This is a genomic window from Paenibacillus sp. J2L1-98 (assembly GCF_056269405.1).
On the sequence record NZ_JBWDNW010000013.1, the window covers coordinates 12,995 to 31,681 of the forward strand.

Here is an 18,687-nt window from a genome sequence, read left to right on the forward strand (position 1 = left end):
TGAAAAAAGGTCGTCCCGGATTAGGGGATGACCTTTTTTTCTAATTTCATGATGACTAAGCGCTTTAATATAAGATACACGGTCACCCCTCTTCCCCTAGCATCGGCAGCCGAATCCCCTTCTTCTTAGCGGTTTTGACCGCCAGGTCATAGCCTGCATCCGCATGTCGGACGATCCCCATACCCGGATCGGTCGTCAGGACGCGATTCAACCGCTCCTCCGCCTCTTTGGTGCCGTCCGCGACGACAACCATGCCGGCATGGATGGAATAGCCCATGCCTACGCCGCCGCCGTGATGAAGCGATACCCAACTGGCCCCGGCCGCCGTATTGACGAGGGCGTTCAGAATCGGCCAATCGGCAATCGCATCGCTTCCGTCGCGCATCGCTTCCGTCTCGCGATTCGGTGACGCGACGGAGCCGGCATCAAGATGGTCGCGTCCGATTACGATCGGAGCCGACAACCGCCCGGAAGCGACCATATCGTTGATGATGCGGCCGAACAGCGCCCGCTCGCCATAGCCAAGCCAGCAAATCCGGGACGGCAGGCCTTGGAACGCAATTTTCCCCTGCGCCATTCGAATCCATTTGCATAAATGTTCATTATGGGCGAACGTCTTTAAAATGACCTCGTCCGTTTTGTAAATGTCCTCGGGATCGCCGGATAACGCCGCCCACCGAAACGGACCTCTCCCTTCGCAAAACTGCGGACGGATATAGGCAGGCACGAAGCCAGGAATAGCAAAGGCGTCTGTTACACCTTCGTCGTAAGCCACCTGGCGAATGTTGTTGCCGTAGTCAAATGCGACTGCGCCGAGCCGCTTCATCTCTAGCATAGCTTTCACATGCGCAGCCATGCTCGCTTTTGCCTTCCTGACATAGGCTTCAGGATTCTCCACGCGCTGCTTCCTGCCTTCCTCTAGCGTTAAGCCTGCCGGCAAATAGCCGTTCAGCGGATCGTGTGCCGAGGTTTGGTCCGTAATAATATCCGGAATGAAGCCAAGGCGGATCATTTCCGGCAATACCTCGGCCGCATTGCCGACCAGACCGATGGATAACGCCCGCCCATCCTTCTTCGCCTCGTTCGCGAGCGAGATCGCATCATCTAGGCTTTCCAGCATACAATCGCAATAGCGGGAATGAATGCGTTTCTCGATTCTTGTCCTGTCGACGTCGATCCCGATCAGAACGCCATCATTCATCGTTACCGCTAACGGCTGGGCTCCTCCCATCCCGCCCATGCCGGCCGTTACCGTAACCGTTCCTTTCAGGCTGGCGCCGAAATGCTGCTTCGCGCATTCCGCGAACGTTTCATAGGTGCCTTGAACGATGCCCTGGCTGCCGATATAAATCCAGCTTCCGGCTGTCATCTGGCCGTACATCATAAGCCCCTTCTTATCCAGCTCGTGGAACGTATCCCAGTTCGCCCATGCCGGCACCAGGTTCGAGTTTGCAAGCAGCACGCGCGGCGCATCCCGGTGGGTGCGGAAGACTGCGACAGGCTTCCCCGATTGCACAAGCAGCGTTTCGTTATCCTCCAAATTTTTGAGCGTTGCTACGATGGCATCGAAGCTTTCCCAATTTCGCGCAGCTTTGCCGATCCCCCCGTACACAACCAGTTTATCGGGATATTCGGCCACATCCGGGTCCAGATTGTTCATCAGCATGCGAAGCGCCGCTTCCTGAACCCATCCCTTCGTATTTAGCTTTGCGCCCCGCGGCGCACGAATGACTCTTTCTTCCACATCGTTCAACCTCCACTTCTTTTAGTCGATCGGGATGACTGAAGCGATTTGTTCACGCACATTCGTATTTCTCATCCATTCGGCGATGACTTGAATATCGTTCGACAGTACGCGGTCTTCGTCCGCGAAGCCCACATGCTCGCGGCACCGGTCGTAGATCCATTTCGTCCCCTTCCCAAGAAGTTCCGGTCCCCGGAAATCGACGGCTTGCGCGGCGCACAGAAGCTCGATGGCGAGCACCGAATAGGCGTTACGTACAATTTGACTCGCCTTACGGGCCGCGACCGTGCCCATGCTGACGTGATCTTCCTGATTGCCTGACGAAGGAATAGAGTCTACGCTGGCCGGATGCGCAAGTGACTTGTTTTCGGAAACGACCGCAGCAGCCGTGTATTGGGCAATCATAAAGCCGGACTGTACGCCCCCGTCCTTCGCAAGAAATGGAGGAAGCTGCTCATTCAAATGCGGATTTACGAGTCTTTCAATACGGCGTTCCGATATATTCGCGAGTTCGGAAGAGCTGATCGAGAGATGATCCATCGCGAGTGCAATCGGCTGGCCGTGGAAATTCCCTCCCGAAATGACGCGATCCTCGGCAGCGAAAATAAGCGGATTATCCGTTGCCGAATTCATCTCGATTTCCAGCTTCTCCCCGATATACCGCAGAGCATCCCTGCTTGCTCCATGGACCTGCGGCGCGCAGCGGATGGAATAGGCATCCTGTACGCGCAGTTGTCCTTGGCTTGTCATGAGCCCGCTTCCCGACGTCAAACGCCGGATATTGCCGGCTGATTGTCCCTGTCCAGCGTGAGGGCGAATCGCGTGGGTGAGCGGTTCGAATGCGTCGCGAATGCCGCGAAGCGCCTCTGCCGTTAACGCGGCTGCACAATCCGCCCATCCGGCTAAATTGACGGCATCAAAGCAAGCGAGCGCGCCAATCCCCGTCATTACCTGCGTGCCGTTAATCAAGGCAAGACCTTCCTTCGCTTCAAGCGCGATCGGCTGTAAGCCGGCTTTGGCCATGGCCTCACTTCCAGGCAACCGTTCACCGAGATAGTAAGCTTCTCCCTCGCCAACCAGCACGAGAGCCAGATGAGACAAAGGCGCCAAATCTCCGCTTGCGCCAAGCGAGCCTTGCTCCGGAATGACCGGCGTTACGCCTGCATTCAACATTTCGGCAAGAAGCTGAACAACTCCCGGCCTGATCCCGGAGTAACCAAGCGATAAGGCACCCACGCGCAGCAGCATGGTCGCTCTTACCGCTTCCACCGTCAGCGGCTTTCCTATCCCGCAGGCATGGCTTCGAATGAGATTGAGCTGCATGCGCTTGGCATCCTCCGCTGAAATATACGTATCGCTGAATTTCCCAAAGCCGGTCGTGAGCCCGTACACAATCCGCTTCTCGCGAAGCAGCTTTTCGACGTACTCCCGGCTAAGCCTCATCTTTTTGAAGCAATTTCGACCTATTTTTACCCTCTCCATATAGCGGGCTACCCGGATAACTTGTTCAAGCGTCATCGTTCCTCCGTCAACGAGCACAAACTTCTCGTCCATGGCTTGCATGGTACCACCTGCTTTTCAAGTAATTAAAAAAACCAATACCTTGGTTAAGGTACCGGCTTCTAATCACTAAACAGAAAAAAGTGAACAGTAGATAATAAACAAAATGGTGATTGGCTCTTCAGAAACACGACCGGTCGCAGTCCTGCATACGTACATCATTGTCGATCACTTTAATTATATGTAAGGGATACAACCTTAAGAATGAAAAAGTTCAATAAGAGAGCCTGCAAACCACGGAAACGGCGTCTTTTTGTGCTCCAATATTTGATCCATACATCCCCATCATCATCCCTTGTATTATCCCCGGCCGTTCATACATACGATACAACATACTGCAAATTTGAACGATCCTTCGTGAGGGTAGGTGAATCCATGCCGGATCAGCATGGCTTCGGGTCAGACCATTTCAAATGGATTTTGAACATGATCGATATCGGCGTGCATCTCATCGATCGGGACGGAATCACGTTATTCTATAATGATAAGATGGCAGAAATCGACGGATTGAAACGGGAGCAGGTCATCGGGAAAAAGTTGTTTCATCTCTACCCTTCGCTGACCGACGAAACGAGCACGCTTGTCCATGTCCTGCAAACGGGCAAAGAAACGGCCGAGAAAGTACAAACCTATGTCAATCTGAAAGGGAAGCGAATCACGACGATTAACCGCTCTTATCCGCTGTTCGATAACGGCCGTCAGATCGGCGCTTTGGAGGTCGCGAAGGATATTACGGGCATCGTCCATCTTCATGACCAAATCCTGGACCTCCGCCATCAAATCTATCAATCCCATCAAAAAGATAAAAAGCACGGCGGGTCCGCGCACTATCATTTCAGCGATATTATCGGGTCGAGCGGGCAGAGCCTGGATGCGATTTCGATGGCCAAGAAGGCCGCCCGCACCAACTCGCCCATCCTGATCTGCGGCCCTACCGGCACCGGCAAGGAATTGTTTGCGCAGAGCATCCATAACGCCGGCATCCGCAAAAACCGCCCGTTCATCGCCCAGAACTGTGCGGCCGTTCCAAGCGAGCTGATGGAGGGCATTATGTTTGGAACGGCCAGAGGCGCTTTCACGGGGGCGATTGACCGGGCCGGCCTGTTCGAGCAGGCGAACGGAGGCACTCTTTTTTTGGACGAGTTGAACAGTCTGGATTTGTTCCTGCAAGCGAAGCTGCTGCGCGTGCTTCAGGACGGCATCGTGCGCAGAATCGGAGGCTCGTCCGAGCAGCAGGCAGACGTCCGGATTATATCCGCCATGAACATCGATCTGAAAGAAGCGCTGGAGAAAGGCATTTTGCGCCAGGATTTGTTTTACCGGATTAATGTGGTGAATCTGTCTCTTCCTCCCTTGAAAGAAAGGAAAGAAGATATTCCGCTCCTTGCGCAGCATTTTATCGAGAAATTGAATCCTGTGTTCGGCATGAAGGTCACCGGCATCCACCCTTTAGTCATGAGCCGGTTGACGGCATATGATTGGCCCGGCAATATCCGCGAATTAAGCCATGCCATCGAATCGACCTACAATATGATGGAGCTGGAATGCGAAACGATTGAAGAGCATCATCTACCCGCTTATTTGAAAAATGCTCCCGTGCTCAGCGCGGCCGCAGGTTCCCTGGAATGGCGGCAAGAACCGGCGGAAGCCTCTTCGCAAAGTTTATCGGACCGGGTGAAGCAAATCGAACGGGAAGCGATCGTGATCGCGCTGCAAAATCATAACTATAACATCAGCCTCGCCGCGCAGGCGCTGGGCATGAAACGGCAGGCGCTGCAATACAAGCTGAGCCGCTACGGAATCGAGAAAAAACAGACGCAATAAACCGGTCATAAAACAGGCTCCGTCCAGAGCCTGTTTTTTTATTTCTACCAGCATGCGGATTGGCATCGTTATTGCTTATTAAAAGAAGTATTAGAAAATAAGTTGATGGAGGTGCAGCATATGACAGACAAAAAAGAGACTCCGCTTGTACCTTTGAGCAGCAACCGGCACTGGAAAGAAGTCGCGCTGTGGAAAGACGTAACGGATGAGCAGTGGAACGATTGGCTTTGGCAGCTGACGCATACGATCCGTACGTTGGACGATTTGAAGAAAGTCGTCCGGCTGGCGCCGGATGAAGAAGAAGGCGTCCGTATTTCGACGCAGACGATACCTTTAAATATAACGCCCTACTACGCATCCCTGATGCATCCGGATGACCCCCGCTGTCCGATCCGGATGCAGTCCGTTCCGATTTCCGCCGAGCTGCTCAAAACGAAATATGATCTGGAAGATCCGCTCTACGAGGATGAGGATTCGCCTACGCCGGGATTAACCCACCGCTATCCGGACCGCGTGCTGTTCCTTGTTACCAACCAGTGCTCCATGTACTGCAGGTACTGCACGCGCCGGCGTTTCTCCGGTCAGGTGGGAATGGGGGTGCCGAAGAAGCAGCTGGACGACGCCATCGCCTATATCCGGAATACGCCGGAGGTTCGCGACGTCCTGCTGTCCGGCGGAGACGGCTTATTGATCAATGACAACATCCTCGAGTATATATTGAAAAATTTGCGGGCAATTCCCCATGTGGAGATTATCCGGATCGGTACGCGTGCGCCGGTCGTTTTCCCGCAGCGCATCACGGACAATTTATGCGCGATTCTAAGGAAGTATCATCCGGTCTGGCTGAACACCCACTTCAACCATCCGCTGGAAATAACGGCCGAAGCCCGAAAGGCATGCGAAATGCTGGCCGATGCTGGCGTTCCGCTGGGCAATCAGGCGGTCATTCTGGCGGGCATTAACGACAGCACGGTTATCATGAAGAAGCTCATGCATGAGATGGTGAAAATCCGCGTACGCCCCTACTATATTTATCAGTGCGACTTGTCAGAAGGAATCGGGCATTTCCGGGCGCCGGTTTCCAAGGGGCTCGAAATTATTGAATCGCTGCGCGGCCATACCTCCGGATATGCCATACCGACCTTCGTGGTCGACGCTCCCGGCGGCGGCGGAAAAATCGCGCTGCAGCCCAACTATTTGATCTCGCAAAGCCAGGATAAAGTGATTCTGCGCAATTATGAAGGGGTCATCGTCGGATATCCCGAGCCGCAAAATTATAAGCCGGGCCGGGCGGACGAATATTACAACGAAATCTACGGCCTAACGAAGCCGGCGGAAAGCACCGGTGTCATCGCCCTCATGAAAGACGAAAAATTTAACCTGGTGCCAGAAAATTTGCGCCGGATCGGCCGAAGAAAGCTGTACGAGGAGTCGCCGGAGCATGCCTCCCTTAAGGACCGCCGCCAGAAGAGGGACGAGATGAAAGAGAAGCTAATGAAGGCCGGAGATAAGAAAGAGAAGGAAAAAGAGATAGCGGAAGAGAAAGCGGATCAGAAAGAAAACGGGCCGAGCCAAAACGATTAACCGTAATAACTATTTACAGCACCAAGTGAACCGTCTGATATGGAGCAACTGGAGCTGTCTCAGAAGCCAATGGCTGCAAGTGGCTCTTTACACAACACAGAAGCTCTTTTCACCACACAAGCTCTTTACACTACACAGAAGCTCTTTTCACCACACAGAAGCTCTTTAGACTACACAGAAGCTCTTTTCACCACCTTGCCTAAGCATCGTTCACCTCCCTGCAGTCTAATTCGATTTTATAAAACTATTTGCAGTCCGTTATCCGATAAAGGCGATTTAGTTTGATTTTGACTAATTAAACAGCGTATTTGGAAAGCAGGCTTTTAAAAATGACCAATTATGTTTGCAAAATAGAACTAATCCGCTGTATTCGCACACCGCGCGCAATTTAGTTTTTTGAAATCAAACTAATTAACGTTTTCCCGTAAAAATATTCGAAAACAGCATCATTCATCGTTGGCTTGTCGGTTGCTATGAAAGCAAGTCAAAAAACGGGGCTGTCTCAAAAGGTCTAAAGACCTGAGAGGCAGCCCTGTCTTCATGAAAACAAACACTTATCATGCAGATTACCTTGCAGCAATCTGCAACTTTCGCTCATCTCTTAAAGCATACCAGCTTCAGCTCGGTCATCTCCTGGACCGCATACTTGACCCCTTCCCGTCCGATTCCGCTGTCCTTGACACCCCCATAGGGCATATGGTCCACGCGGAAGGTCGGGATATCGTTGATCATAACGCCGCCCACTTCCAAAGCCTCCGCCGCACGAAGCGCCGTTCCAAGATCCCGGGTGTAGATGCCTGCCTGGAGTCCGAATCTGGAATCGTTCACCTCCCGGATCGCTTCCTCCATCGACGCCACTTTGTTGATCATGACGACCGGGGCAAAAGCTTCCCGGCAGGACAAGCTCGCCTGAGGGTCCACATGGAGCAGGACGGTTGGCGTCACGATGTTCCCTTCCCGCCTGCCGCCGGTCGCGACGACCGCGCCCCGCTCCCTGGCTTCCTCGATCCACTGCATGGAGCGCTCCGCATCCCCGGAACTGATCAATGCAGACACATCGGTATCCGGATGCAGCGGGTCGCCCAGCTTCAACGTTTCGGTTTGCGCGACGAATTTCCGGACAAATTCGTCGAACAGCTGCTCATGCACATAAATGCGCTGCAGTGAGATGCATATTTGCCCGGCAAAGGAAAATGCCCCCGTGACGGCCCTTGCCATCATGGCATCCGCGTCGATGCCTTTATCGACGATCAACGCCGAATTGGAGCCGAGCTCAAGGGTAACTTTCTTTATGCCGGCCTTATGGCGGATCGCGATCCCGACATCCGGGCTGCCCGTAAAGGTAACGGCCTTCACGCGGCTGTCCGTAACCAGCAGATCCCCGATCGCGCTTCCGCTGCCCGTTACCACATTTAACGCTCCCTTCGGCAGGCCGGCTCGCTGCAGCAGCTCCGCGAGCAGCAGAGCGGTTAACGGCGTCTGGCCCGCCGGCTTTAACACGACGGTGTTGCCCGCTGCGATTGCCGGACCTACCTTATGCGCAACCAGATTCATCGGAAAGTTGAACGGGGTAATGGCGGCGACGACCCCGAGCGGCTGACGGATCGTATACGCGATCCGGTCTTCTCCGCCCGGAGCGGCGTCCATCGGAATCGTTTCCCCCTGGATGCGTCTGGTCTCTTCCGCGGCGAATTTGTAGGTCATGACCGTCCTCGCCACTTCTTGCCTGGCCGCCTTGAGCGGTTTGGCCGTTTCGAGCGCGATCAGACAGGCGCATTCCTCCGCCTTCTCCCCGATCAAGGCGGACAGCCTCTCTAGGATCGAGGCCCGCTCATGCGCCGGCATCCGGGCCATAACCGGCCTCGCCTTCTCCGCCGCTTCAATGGCGCGGTTTACTTCTGCTGCGCCGGCATAAGCGATTTCGGCAATTTGCCCGCCGCTGTATGGTGCGTACAGGGGACGGTATTCGCCGGCTTCTACCCAATCCCCATCGATAAACAGTCGCTTCCTCATCCCGGGTCGCCTCCCCTCTCTATTCAAGAATGAATATCGCTGCGGGTGCATGTTTTAAGCGCATTTTCCAGCACGTCGAGGCCTTCTTCCAACTGCTCTTCCGTAATGACGAGCGGACAAAGAATACGGATAACGTTGCCGTACAATCCCGCTCCCATCACAATCAAGCCCTGTTTATGCGCCTCCTGCAGCACGCGGGACGTCAGCTCTTTATCCGGCTCCTTCGTCACCGGATCCTTGACCAGCTCGATTGCGCTCATCGCCCCGAGCGTGCGGATGTCCCCGATCCGGCTGACTTCCTGCTGCAGCCGGACTAATCGCCCGCTGATCGCCGCCCCGATCGATACCGCCCGCTCCGCAAGACGCTCTTCCTCCATCATTTCAATGACCTTCAACGCCGCCGCGCAGCCGAGCGGGCTTCCCCCGAAGGTTCCGCCGATTTCGCCGACGTTCGGCGCATCCATGATTTCCGCACGGCCGGTTACCGCGCTGATCGGGAGACCGGCAGCGATCGATTTGGACATCGTCATCAGGTCCGGCACTACCCCGCAGTGCTCAATGGCGAAGCTTTTTCCCGTTCGGCCGAAGCCGGTCTGCACCTCATCGGCAATGAACAAGATGCCGTATTTCTCGCATATCGTCTTCACGCCCTGCACGAAGCGTACCGAAGGAATGACGAAGCCGCCTTCGCCTTGAACCGGTTCCATGATGACCGCGGCGACCTCCTCGCCCGGAACCTCCGACAGGAAGAAGTCCTCGAATTTCCGTAAAAGGTAAGCATCCAGCTCATCGGGCGAGAGTCCGAAAGGAGCGCGATAATAGTAAGGATAAGGCATTTTATACGTGTCGGGGGCGAAAGGGCCGAAGCCGTTTTTGTACGGCTTCACTTTACTGGTCAAGGACATCGCCATATAAGTGCGGCCGTGAAAGCCCCGCTCGAAGGAGATGACTGCCCGTCTCCCCGTATATTTGCGCGCGATCTTGACTGCATTCTCGACGGCCTCCGCTCCGCTGTTCAGAAAGAACGTTTTCTTCGGATGGTTTCCCGGCGTGATGAGGTTCAGCTTCTCCGCCAGTTCCACATACGGCTCATACATGACAACATGAAAGCAGGGATGGATATATTTCTCCAGCTGCTCTTTCAGCGCTTCCACAACTTTGGGCGGACAATGGCCGACGTTTAATGATCCGATGGCGCCGGCGAAATCGATGAAGGTATTCCCGTCGACGTCGGTGAGCAGCGCCCCCGCCGCTTTTGCCGCAAAGGCGGGAACCGTATTGAACGGCCCTCTCGGCACGGCATCCGCGCGCCGCTTCAGCATCTGACGCGCGATTGGACCAGGCAGCTCGGTTATAATCTCGATAGACTTGTTCCGGTCAGGCTCCATCTCCTTCTCCCTCCAATCCGCACCACGCAATCAACGTCAGCGCAATAATTTCCGCGGCCTCGAAAACATGGTCCAGCTCAATATACTCATTCGGGCAATGAGCGACTTCCGTGACGCCCGGGCCAAACACGATGCAAGGGGTATCGCCCAGCTGTGTCAGCAGGCCGCCGTCCGTTCCCCACGGCGACGCCTCGATGACAGGCTCCTTCAGCAGAACCTCCCTGTACTGCTCCGACAACGTCCGGATGAGCGCATGCTCCTGGCTTACGCTGCCCGGCACCCATCTGGCGCCGAACCATTCCACCGCCGGAGGATGCTCCCCGAACCAAGGATCCTTCTCCTTCAGCCGCCCCATCCACCGGATCATCTCTTCCTTAGCCTGCTCCAGCTTCTCCTCGGGGGCGACGCCGAACCTTCCTTCCAGCGTTACCGTATCCGGAACGGAGGACGGCCAATTCCCGCCCTTAATGACGCCGATATTGATGGGGAAAGGAATCGGATTGCCGGCATATAACGGATCAGAGACAGCGGAATTCCTCGCTTCCTCCAGCTCGCGGATATGCGCGATGACGGCCATGCTCTTGTCGATCGCGCTTACGCCTTCGTACCGGGTTCCGCCGTGGGCGGAACGTCCCTTCACCTCGATGCGGAACCACATCGAACCCTGCTGCTTGGGAAAAATCTTAAGGTTGGTCGGCTCCGGAATCAGCGCCGCGTCGGCTTTGTATCCCTTCAGGATCGCCGCCAGCGTCCCGGCTCCGCCGCTTTCTTCCTCAACGACGCTTTGGAAGATGATATCGCCCTTCAGCCGGAACCCGAGCCCGCGGACCGCTTGGACCGCCAGCAGCAGTGACGCGATGCCGCCCTTCATATCCGTCGCGCCGCGTCCGAACAGCTTGCCTTCCGCGACTTTGCCGCTGTACGGATCACTATGCCACTGCCCGGCGTCTCCCTCCGGCACGACATCCATATGTCCGTTCAAAATGATCGACCGTCCCCCGCCCGATCCTCTCCATATGCCGACGACATTGGGACTTCCTGCAAACCGGCTGCGCGGCGAATAAAAAAAAGGATGGGCTTCGAGCGCTTCGCCGTCCGGTTCCCACACCTCCACATCCAGGCTCATCCCGCGCAGCTTGCCGGCAATGAGCAGCTGGGCTTCCCGCTCGTTCCCCTGCGTGCTCGGCAATCTGACCATGTCCTGCAGCAAGCTCGTGCCTTCCTCCCGATGGTTATGCATCCACTCGCGAATGCGAGCTTTAAATGAAGCCGGGTCGCCTTTCATCGCATTTCCTCCTTTGGATAAGGCCCGCTTACAGAATGATTGGGATATTGCCCGGTATGATCAAGGCCGCTTCCGTATATCGAACGACTTCCTCCACCGTGTATGGAGCCATTACTTCCCGCAAAATTAGCCCCTCCGCGCCTACCTCCATGACCGCCATATCGGTAATGATCAAATCGACGCATTCGCGCGCGGTAAGCGGCAGCACGCACTGCTTCCTGATTTTCGACTCGCCCTGTTGATTGACATGATTCATCAGGACGACGACCTTCTTCGCTTTTTGGGCCAGTTCCATGGCTCCTCCAATGCCGGACACGCGTTTGCCCGGCACGATCCAGTTGGCCAGATCCCCGCACCCGCTCACCTCAAGCGCCCCGAGAATCGTCATATCGATGCAGCCCCGGCGAATCATCGCGAAGGCGATCGCGCTGTCGCAATAGGAGGCGCCGTTAACTGTAGTGATGGGATAACCGCCCGCATTGCATAGGAAAGGGTCTTCCTCTCCCGGATCAGGCGCTCTGCCGGCGAACAGAATGCCGTTCTCCGCATGAAACACGACGTGAACGCCTTCCGGTATGAAATCCGCGACGAGCGTCGGAATGCCGATGCCGAGATTAACGACCATCCCGTCCTTCAATTCCAGGGCGGCCCGCTTCGCTATTCGGCTGCGTATTTCTTCTCCCATACCCATTGCCAGTTCACCCCTTTGCCCGGAATGACCATATCGACGAAAACGCCCGGCGTGACGATCGACTCCGGGTCCAGCTCGCCAAGCGGCACGATTTCATCCGCTTCCGCGATCGTGATCCGGCCGGCCATCGCGACTAACGGATTGAAATTCCGGCCGCTCTTATCGTAAACCAAATTGCCGTAAGGATCCGCCCGTTTCGCATGAACGATGGCCACATCGGCCGTCAGCGCCGGTTCGACCAAATATGTCTTTCCCCCCACAGCCACCTTCTCTCTGCCTTCGCCCATTAAGGTGCCTACTCCGACATCAACCAGGATGCCGCCAAGGCCGACGCCGCCCGCCCGAATTTTCTCGGCCAGCGTCCCTTGCGGGTAAAAGACGACCTCCATGCTCCCTTCCGTCATCCGCTTGCCGGCAAATGGATTGGAACCGATGTGGGAGGTGATCACCTTGGCGACCCTCCCAAGCGTAACTAACGGCCCAATGCCGATCTGCGGAAATCCGGTATCGTTGCCGATGAGAATAAGGTCTTTGACCCCTTTGGCAACGATCCCTTCCGCAAGCGTAGGAGGCGTGCCGATACCGCCGAAGCCGCCGTACATGAGGGTCATTCCGTCGGTGATGACGGCCAGCGCTTCCCCGAGCGTTCTGAGCTTGCTTAGCGCCGCTCCCGAACCGTTTCCGGCACCGGCTCCAGCCGGAATACCGGATGCGGCATCGAATCCGTCCGAAGCGCCAGCCGAAAGCTCTGCATCCCCTTCAGCTTCGTTTCCATTCCCGTTAGCGCCGTGATCCATCATCACTCCACCACCCCCGCTTCCCCGAGTTCCCTCGTCACTTCCTCCATCGTTTCCTTCAGAAGATCGGTCAGCAAATCGATCTCCTCCCGTTTGATTACGAGCGGAGGAGCGATCATAATCGCGTCACCTTCCCCATCCGCCCCGCCTGCTGCCGGATAGACGAGAAGCCCTTTATGAAACGCCTTATCAACGATCCGGGAGGTAATGCCGAGCCCGGATGGAAACGGCTGCTTGGAGCTTCGGTCGGAAACCAGTTCAATGCCCAGGAGAAGGCCTTTGCCCCGCACATCCCCGATCATTTCGCATTGCTGCGCCAGCTCGTTTAACCGGGCCAGCAAATAGGCGCCGCTCGTCTCGGCGGCTTCCGCCAGCCGGTGCTTGCCGATATAGTCCAGAACCGCCAGGGAAACCGCCGCCGATTGCGGATTCGCGCTATAGGTGTGACCGGACATGATGCTTTTGGAGCCCCGCAGAACGGGCTCCATCACATGATCGCTGACAAGCGCGGCCGCCATCGGCGTATAGCCGGCGCTCATGCCTTTGCCCAGCGCGATCAGGTCCGGCTCGACGCCCCAATGCTCCATGCCGAACATTTTTCCCGTCCGGGCGATCCCGGTCATTACTTCATCGGCAATGAACAGAATCTCGTTCCGCTCGCAAATGTCCTTGATCTTCCGGTAATAGCCCGCCGGCGGCACAACCGCGCCGCCCGCAGCCCCGATGATCGGCTCCGCTATAAAAGCCGCGATATGTTCGGCCCCGATTCGCCCGATTGCGGTCTCCAGATCATCCGCGCACATTAACCCGCATGCCGGAAAGGTTGCGTCAAACGGACAGCGGTAGCAATAGGGGGGCGCCACGACCGGGAAATCTTCCAGCAGCGGGAGAAACCGTCTTCGTCTTGCGGCGTGGCCGGACATCGATAAGGCGCCCATCGTAATCCCGTGGTAGCTCATCCGGCGGGAAATTATTTGATATTTCTCCGGACGCCCCCGCTCCTGCCAGTGCTGAATCGCAATCTTCATGGCCGTCTCCGTCGCTTCGGAGCCGCTATTCACGAAGAACGCCCAGTAACCGCCTCCCGGTGCCAATTCGCTCAGCTTCCGCGCCAGCTCCTCGGCGGGTTCGCTCGTGAACTGGGAACGGTAAACGAAGGATACTTTGCTTGCCTGCTCAAACATCGCGTCGGCGATTTCTTGAACGCCGTGCCCGATACTGGCCGTAACGGCGCCGGAGCAAGCATCCAGATACGATTTGCCCTGCGCGTCGTACAGAAACACGCCTTTCCCGTATTGAACGGCGGGATAATAACGACCCAGCAGCGGTTTAATTAAATGCTCCCTCTGCATATCGACAGCCTCCTCCCCTGGCTTTGTTCCCTCGCTCATTTGAAATAAAACTTATTAATCCGCGGCGCATTCATCAGCTCTTCATAGCGGAACCGGCTTCCCAAGGCGGATACGTCATTCAAATACAGCGCCTCTTCCACTTTCTGCGACATGCTCTCGGAAAGATAGCTGCTGCAGCGCGGACAATCGATTGCCGGAATATCCAAAATCTCGACCGACGATTTGCCGTCCGGCATAATCCAATAGCAGTCCTTAACGCCTTCCTTGCTGTCTTCCGCATCGCACCATATACATTTCATGCCCGTTTGTCCCTCCTAAACGATTTGTACCGTTACGCTTTCTTGAGAACACTTCACAACAAAACTCTGGGCCTTACCCCTTAACCCTTCTTAATATGCAAATGCCATGCCAACTTTGAATCGGGCGTTTACCTTCTCCCCCGGGGCGATGAAGCGCCGGATTTGCTGCAGAAGATTTTGCGGCTGTTCATTTTTTTGCAGCGAACCGCCCAAAGCCGTTTGGCAATGGCCGATGAAATCGGAGGATTGCCTTCTTAAGGGCCGGCCCGCGGAACTGGCATCCTTTTTGCATATGAAATACGTATAGAACTGTTTGTTTTAAGCGTATGCTTTCGAAGCGAAGTTTTGCTTCGCAAAACTTTTAAGGAGGAAGCCCTCATGCCGAAGGACCCTTACTATATCAATCAGGTGGAGACCGGAAACGGCTACACCGTTCAATACTGTCTTGATGCCTTTAACAAAAGGCTGCGCGTAGACGACTATGAGGGAAATGTCCATTTGCTCTTCGAGAGGATTTGCGGGATCGCCGAGCAGCGCGCGCTGACCAAACTATTTATTAAATCCCGTCAAGAAGATTGGGAGACCTTCTTATCGGAAGGATGTATGCTGGAGGGGATTTACAAAGGCTATTTCGACGGCCTGGATGCTTACTGCATGGCCTACTATTTGGACCTTGAACGGCGTACAAGCGACTATTGGATCGAGGAAGACCGTATTTTAAGACAGGTGCTGGAGCTGCCGCTGAGGCCGGACCGCCCCCAAGCGGCTGACGGCGCTGCGCTGCGGATGGCTTCGCCGGATGATGCCGAAGCGCTCGCTGCTTTGTACGGCCGTATTTTTAAAACCTACCCGATCCCGATGCATGATCCATCTTACGTGGAGAAGACGATGCGGGAAGGCACGTTATTCTATGTCGTCGAACAAGACGGCGAGCTGATCAGTGCCGCTTCAGCTGAAATCAACACGGTTTACCGGAACGCCGAAATGACCGATTGCGCCACCCTTCCGAACCATCGCAGCAAGGGTCATATGCGGCTGCTCCTTCATGCCTTGGAGGATGAACTGGCCAGGCGGAATATCCGCTGCCTGTATTCTTTGTCGCGCGCGCTTTCGCTGGGCATGAACGCCGTTTTCCGCCAGATGGGGTACCGGTATTGCGGCAGACTGACGAAAAACTGCGATATCTATGACAAGTTCGAAGATATGAATCTATGGGTAAAGCTATAACCGTTTGCGGTTCACGGACGAGGAGATGCCCATCTCCTCCCGGTATTTGGCCACCGTGCGCCTGGAAATCCGAATACCCTCCTCCGTCATCCGATCCGCCAGCTGTTGATCCGAGTATGGCGTCTTACGGTTTTCGCCGCCGATTAATTCCTTTATTCGGGCCTTCACGCTGCCTGCGGAAGCCGAATCGCCTGAGTCCTGCTGATAGCCGGACGGGAAGAAAGATTTCAGCTCGAAGACGCCCCACGGCGTTTGCGCGTATTTGCCGGCGGTCACGCGGCTGACAGTCGATTCATGCAGGCTCACTCTGTCCGCAATCCGCTTCAGGTTCATCGGTTTGAGACGGGAAATCCCTTCTCTGAAAAAATCAATCTGCTCCTCGACGATCGCCTGCGTCACGCGAAACAAAGTGTCTCGCCGCTGCTCGATGCACTTGATGAAAAAGGCCGCCGCGTTCAGCTTTTTATAAAGAAATGCTTTTGCCTCGTCATGCTCCCCGCCTTCCCTCAGCAGCCGTTCATAATGCCCGTTAATGGAGAGACGGGGCGCAGCCGCGTTTTGAACGGTGACGGCGAACCGCTCCCCCGCCTGCTCGACTCTGACGTCCGGGATGATATAGGGGATGTCGCCTGCAGCGAAAGCCGCACCCGGACGGGGGTTCAGCTGCTTCAGCGTCTCGATCGCCTCTTGCATCTCGCCCGAAGCGGCCTGCAGCTTCGCAGCCAATCGATGAATGGAGTGATACGCGATATCTTCCAGATGATGCCGGATCAGGACGGGAACAAGCGGCGGACAAGCCGGCAGGCGATTCGCCTGAATGATCAGGCATTCCTGCAAATCTCTCGCCCCGACGCCTGCAGGTTCAAAGCCCTGCAAGATATCAAGCGCCTGCTCCGCCTCGCCGTAATCGACCTGCAGCGTATCGGCGATTTCGGTTAACGACAGCTCCATGTACCCTTTCTCGTCCAGATTTCCGGTCATGTACGCGATGATTTGCCGGACAGCGTGCGGAATGCCGGTCAGCACATTCAATTGCTCCATAAGGTGCTTCTCCAGAGTAAAGTCCTTCCATACCGCCTGATGAAGCGGATCATAATCGGGATTATACGTGCCGGCCGGGCTGGAACCGTGCTCCGCCGGTTGCCCATGCTGCCGCTGCTTGTCGTACTCCGCATAGGCATCCCATTCGGTCCCGGAGAGTTCCAGCATCAGATTTTCCTGAAGCTCCTGCCTTATGCATTCGAGTAAATCCGGGGTCGGGAGCTGAAGGATCTTGATCGCCTGCCGAAATTGCGGCGTCATGCGCATTTTGGCCGTTTGCTGCTGAAACATGCCGTAACCCGGGCTCATCGCAATCATCCTTTAGGTTTATTGCTCTATTTTATTCCGCGTGCCCGGCAATTTTGACAACGGTATACGGGTGTCGTCTTAATTAATCGATTGTCTCTCGTAAGATAACTTAAAACGGAAGAAGGATCCGCCGAAGCGGATCCCTTCTATGATTGCTGCTCCAGACGGTCCACGCGCCTGCGAAGGCGTTGGACTTCATTGGTCAACTGTTCCACTTGACGTTCCAAGCGTGTTACTCTCCGCTCCAGGTTATCCGGTCCGGGCGGGCCAGGCGGGAATGGCGGGCCGGGCGGAAACGGTGGCCCTGGTGGCCCTGGTGGAAAAGGCGGGCCGGATACTGGGATATACAGTGTTAATCCGGCATAAATATAGTTTGGATTCGACAGGCCGTTCGCCTGCATAATGGCTTGAACGGACGTTCCGAATCTCGATGCGATCGACCATAATGTATCGCCGGGCTGCACCACATAATTCATGAAATATTCCTCCCGATAAATGAATCCTTACCGAGACAGTGTATGTGCCTATGGCTATTATTGATTGAGGCTTATGCCTATTTATCCGCTAGCCTTCCGCTCCTCGTAAAATTCCACATATTCGTCTGGATACTCTATACTCGGCTTTACCAGAAATACGCTTCCCATTGACACACCCCTTATGCGTAATTTCCCTCTATGAATGCATTAGCTCCGCTCGTGAATACCATTCTGACAAAATTGCAGACGGGTGTCTGTTTCTCTTTATTTCAAATCATTTGAAAACCAAGCTTTACAAATTTTGGTTTACAAAAACCTTTCTTCAGCTTATATTAAAATCAACTTAAGTTTCCATCATGCAACAATGTGTCTTTAGATTAAATTTGTTTCCCGAGGGAACATGGAGGAGGTGGTTCAACAAAGCTGCTAATAGGCACCTTATTTCTGGTCAAATCATAATGGCCAACTACTTATTTTGGAGGGATTTTTTATGATGAATTGGTTGCGAAACAGTGTAACGGCGGCCATATTTCTGACTGTGCTGCGGCTGTATGTCGGATGGAAGTTCATTTCGGCCGGGTGGGGGAAACTATCCGGCGACAAACCGTTCGATGCTTCCGGATTTATATCGGGGGCGATTGCCAAGACTGGTGGAGAAAGGCCTGTCGTTCAACAATGGTACGGAGACTTCCTGCAGGGCTTCGCCTTGACGAATGTGGATGTTTTTAATTTTCTGGTCCCATGGGGCGAATTTCTCGTCGGTATTGGCCTGATCACAGGCACGCTCACCACGTTCGCGGCATTCATGGGCATCTTCATGAACTTCAATTTTTTGTTTGCCGGGGCGATCAGCCACAACCCGAACCTGATCCTCATCCAATTTTTCCTCCTGGCAGCAGGGATGAACGCGGGCCGCTTCGGCGGGGATTACTGGGTTATTCCCCGGGTTCGGAATTTTACCCGAAAGCATTCTCAAAACGGGCAGCCTTCCGTACAATCCCGTAACACTTAAAGCAAATTTGCTGCAGTAAGCTTTGCGTTTATCCTAAATGTGAATACATACTTCCTGCAGCGGATTCCCAATTTCATTTCAGCAA

Annotated in this window: 15 protein-coding genes; 4 read left to right on the forward strand and 11 right to left on the reverse strand. The window is 54.9% G+C overall.

Features of this window, described 5'->3' with window-relative positions:
* Positions 1 to 82 precede the first annotated feature (82 nt).
* Positions 83 to 1,753: a urocanate hydratase gene (hutU, locus tag AC0YNZ_RS20740; protein ID WP_475828407.1), complete on the reverse strand. Its 1,671-nt coding sequence runs from the start codon at positions 1,751 to 1,753 to the stop codon at positions 83 to 85.
* Between the two features lie 12 nt (positions 1,754 to 1,765).
* On the reverse strand, positions 1,766 to 3,307 hold the full coding sequence (gene hutH / locus AC0YNZ_RS20745) for a histidine ammonia-lyase (protein ID WP_475828408.1): 1,542 nt from the start codon (positions 3,305 to 3,307) through the stop codon (positions 1,766 to 1,768).
* A gap of 372 nt (positions 3,308 to 3,679) precedes the next feature.
* Here hutH and AC0YNZ_RS20750 point away from each other — a divergent pair, with 372 nt between their 5' ends.
* Both AC0YNZ_RS20750 and kamA read left to right on the forward strand, forming a co-directional pair.
* Positions 3,680 to 5,128 carry a sigma-54 interaction domain-containing protein gene (locus tag AC0YNZ_RS20750; protein WP_475828409.1) on the forward strand — a complete coding sequence of 483 codons (1,449 nt, stop codon included), beginning with the start codon at positions 3,680 to 3,682 and terminating at the stop codon, positions 5,126 to 5,128.
* 120 nt (positions 5,129 to 5,248) lie between these two features.
* Positions 5,249 to 6,712 (forward strand): lysine 2,3-aminomutase, encoded by a 1,464-nt coding sequence (gene kamA, locus AC0YNZ_RS20755; RefSeq protein WP_475828410.1) that lies wholly within the window; start codon positions 5,249 to 5,251, stop codon positions 6,710 to 6,712.
* 594 nt (positions 6,713 to 7,306) lie between these two features.
* Here kamA and AC0YNZ_RS20760 read toward each other — a convergent pair.
* The 7 genes from AC0YNZ_RS20760 to AC0YNZ_RS20790 all read right to left on the reverse strand — a co-directional run bounded on the left by AC0YNZ_RS20760 (position 7,307) and on the right by AC0YNZ_RS20790 (position 14,537).
* Positions 7,307 to 8,725, reverse strand: a complete 1,419-nt coding sequence (locus AC0YNZ_RS20760; RefSeq protein WP_475828411.1) for an aldehyde dehydrogenase family protein — start codon at positions 8,723 to 8,725, stop codon at positions 7,307 to 7,309.
* A gap of 23 nt (positions 8,726 to 8,748) precedes the next feature.
* Complete coding sequence (gene gabT, locus AC0YNZ_RS20765) at positions 8,749 to 10,113, reverse strand: 4-aminobutyrate--2-oxoglutarate transaminase (protein WP_475828412.1); 1,365 nt, start codon at positions 10,111 to 10,113, stop codon at positions 8,749 to 8,751.
* A complete protein-coding gene (locus AC0YNZ_RS20770; RefSeq protein WP_475828413.1) occupies positions 10,103 to 11,398 on the reverse strand; it encodes a peptidase in 1,296 nt (431 codons plus the stop codon). The genes gabT and AC0YNZ_RS20770 overlap by 11 nt, the downstream gene beginning before the upstream one ends.
* A 28-nt stretch (positions 11,399 to 11,426) precedes the next feature.
* A complete protein-coding gene (locus tag AC0YNZ_RS20775) occupies positions 11,427 to 12,089 on the reverse strand; it encodes a 3-oxoacid CoA-transferase subunit B (RefSeq protein WP_475828414.1) in 663 nt (220 codons plus the stop codon).
* Positions 12,056 to 12,700, reverse strand: a complete 645-nt coding sequence (locus AC0YNZ_RS20780) for a CoA transferase subunit A (protein ID WP_475828518.1) — start codon at positions 12,698 to 12,700, stop codon at positions 12,056 to 12,058. The genes AC0YNZ_RS20775 and AC0YNZ_RS20780 overlap by 34 nt, the downstream gene beginning before the upstream one ends.
* A 188-nt stretch (positions 12,701 to 12,888) precedes the next feature.
* A complete protein-coding gene (locus AC0YNZ_RS20785) occupies positions 12,889 to 14,238 on the reverse strand; it encodes an aspartate aminotransferase family protein (RefSeq protein ID WP_475828415.1) in 1,350 nt (449 codons plus the stop codon).
* Between the two features lie 35 nt (positions 14,239 to 14,273).
* Positions 14,274 to 14,537, reverse strand: coding sequence for a YokU family protein (locus tag AC0YNZ_RS20790; protein WP_475828416.1), 264 nt, complete (start codon positions 14,535 to 14,537; stop codon positions 14,274 to 14,276).
* 378 nt (positions 14,538 to 14,915) lie between these two features.
* On the opposite strand from AC0YNZ_RS20790, the gene ablB reads away from it, so the two are divergent.
* On the forward strand, positions 14,916 to 15,764 hold the full coding sequence (gene ablB / locus AC0YNZ_RS20795; RefSeq protein WP_475828417.1) for a putative beta-lysine N-acetyltransferase: 849 nt from the start codon (positions 14,916 to 14,918) through the stop codon (positions 15,762 to 15,764).
* On the opposite strand, the gene rpoN is transcribed toward ablB, so the two are convergent.
* Entirely contained in the window at positions 15,759 to 17,114 is a 1,356-nt protein-coding gene (gene rpoN, locus AC0YNZ_RS20800) for an RNA polymerase factor sigma-54 (RefSeq protein ID WP_475828418.1), read from the reverse strand. The two genes, ablB and rpoN, sit on opposite strands and share 6 nt — an antisense overlap.
* Positions 17,115 to 17,260: 146 nt before the next feature.
* Complete coding sequence (locus AC0YNZ_RS20805; protein WP_475828419.1) at positions 17,261 to 17,590, reverse strand: LysM peptidoglycan-binding domain-containing protein; 330 nt, start codon at positions 17,588 to 17,590, stop codon at positions 17,261 to 17,263.
* Positions 17,591 to 18,080: 490 nt separating this feature from the next.
* On the opposite strand from AC0YNZ_RS20805, the gene AC0YNZ_RS20810 reads away from it, so the two are divergent.
* The gene (locus tag AC0YNZ_RS20810; protein WP_475828420.1) at positions 18,081 to 18,602 is read left to right on the forward strand and encodes a DoxX family protein; all 522 of its coding nucleotides are present in this window, start codon (positions 18,081 to 18,083) and stop codon (positions 18,600 to 18,602) included.
* Positions 18,603 to 18,687 lie beyond the last annotated feature (85 nt).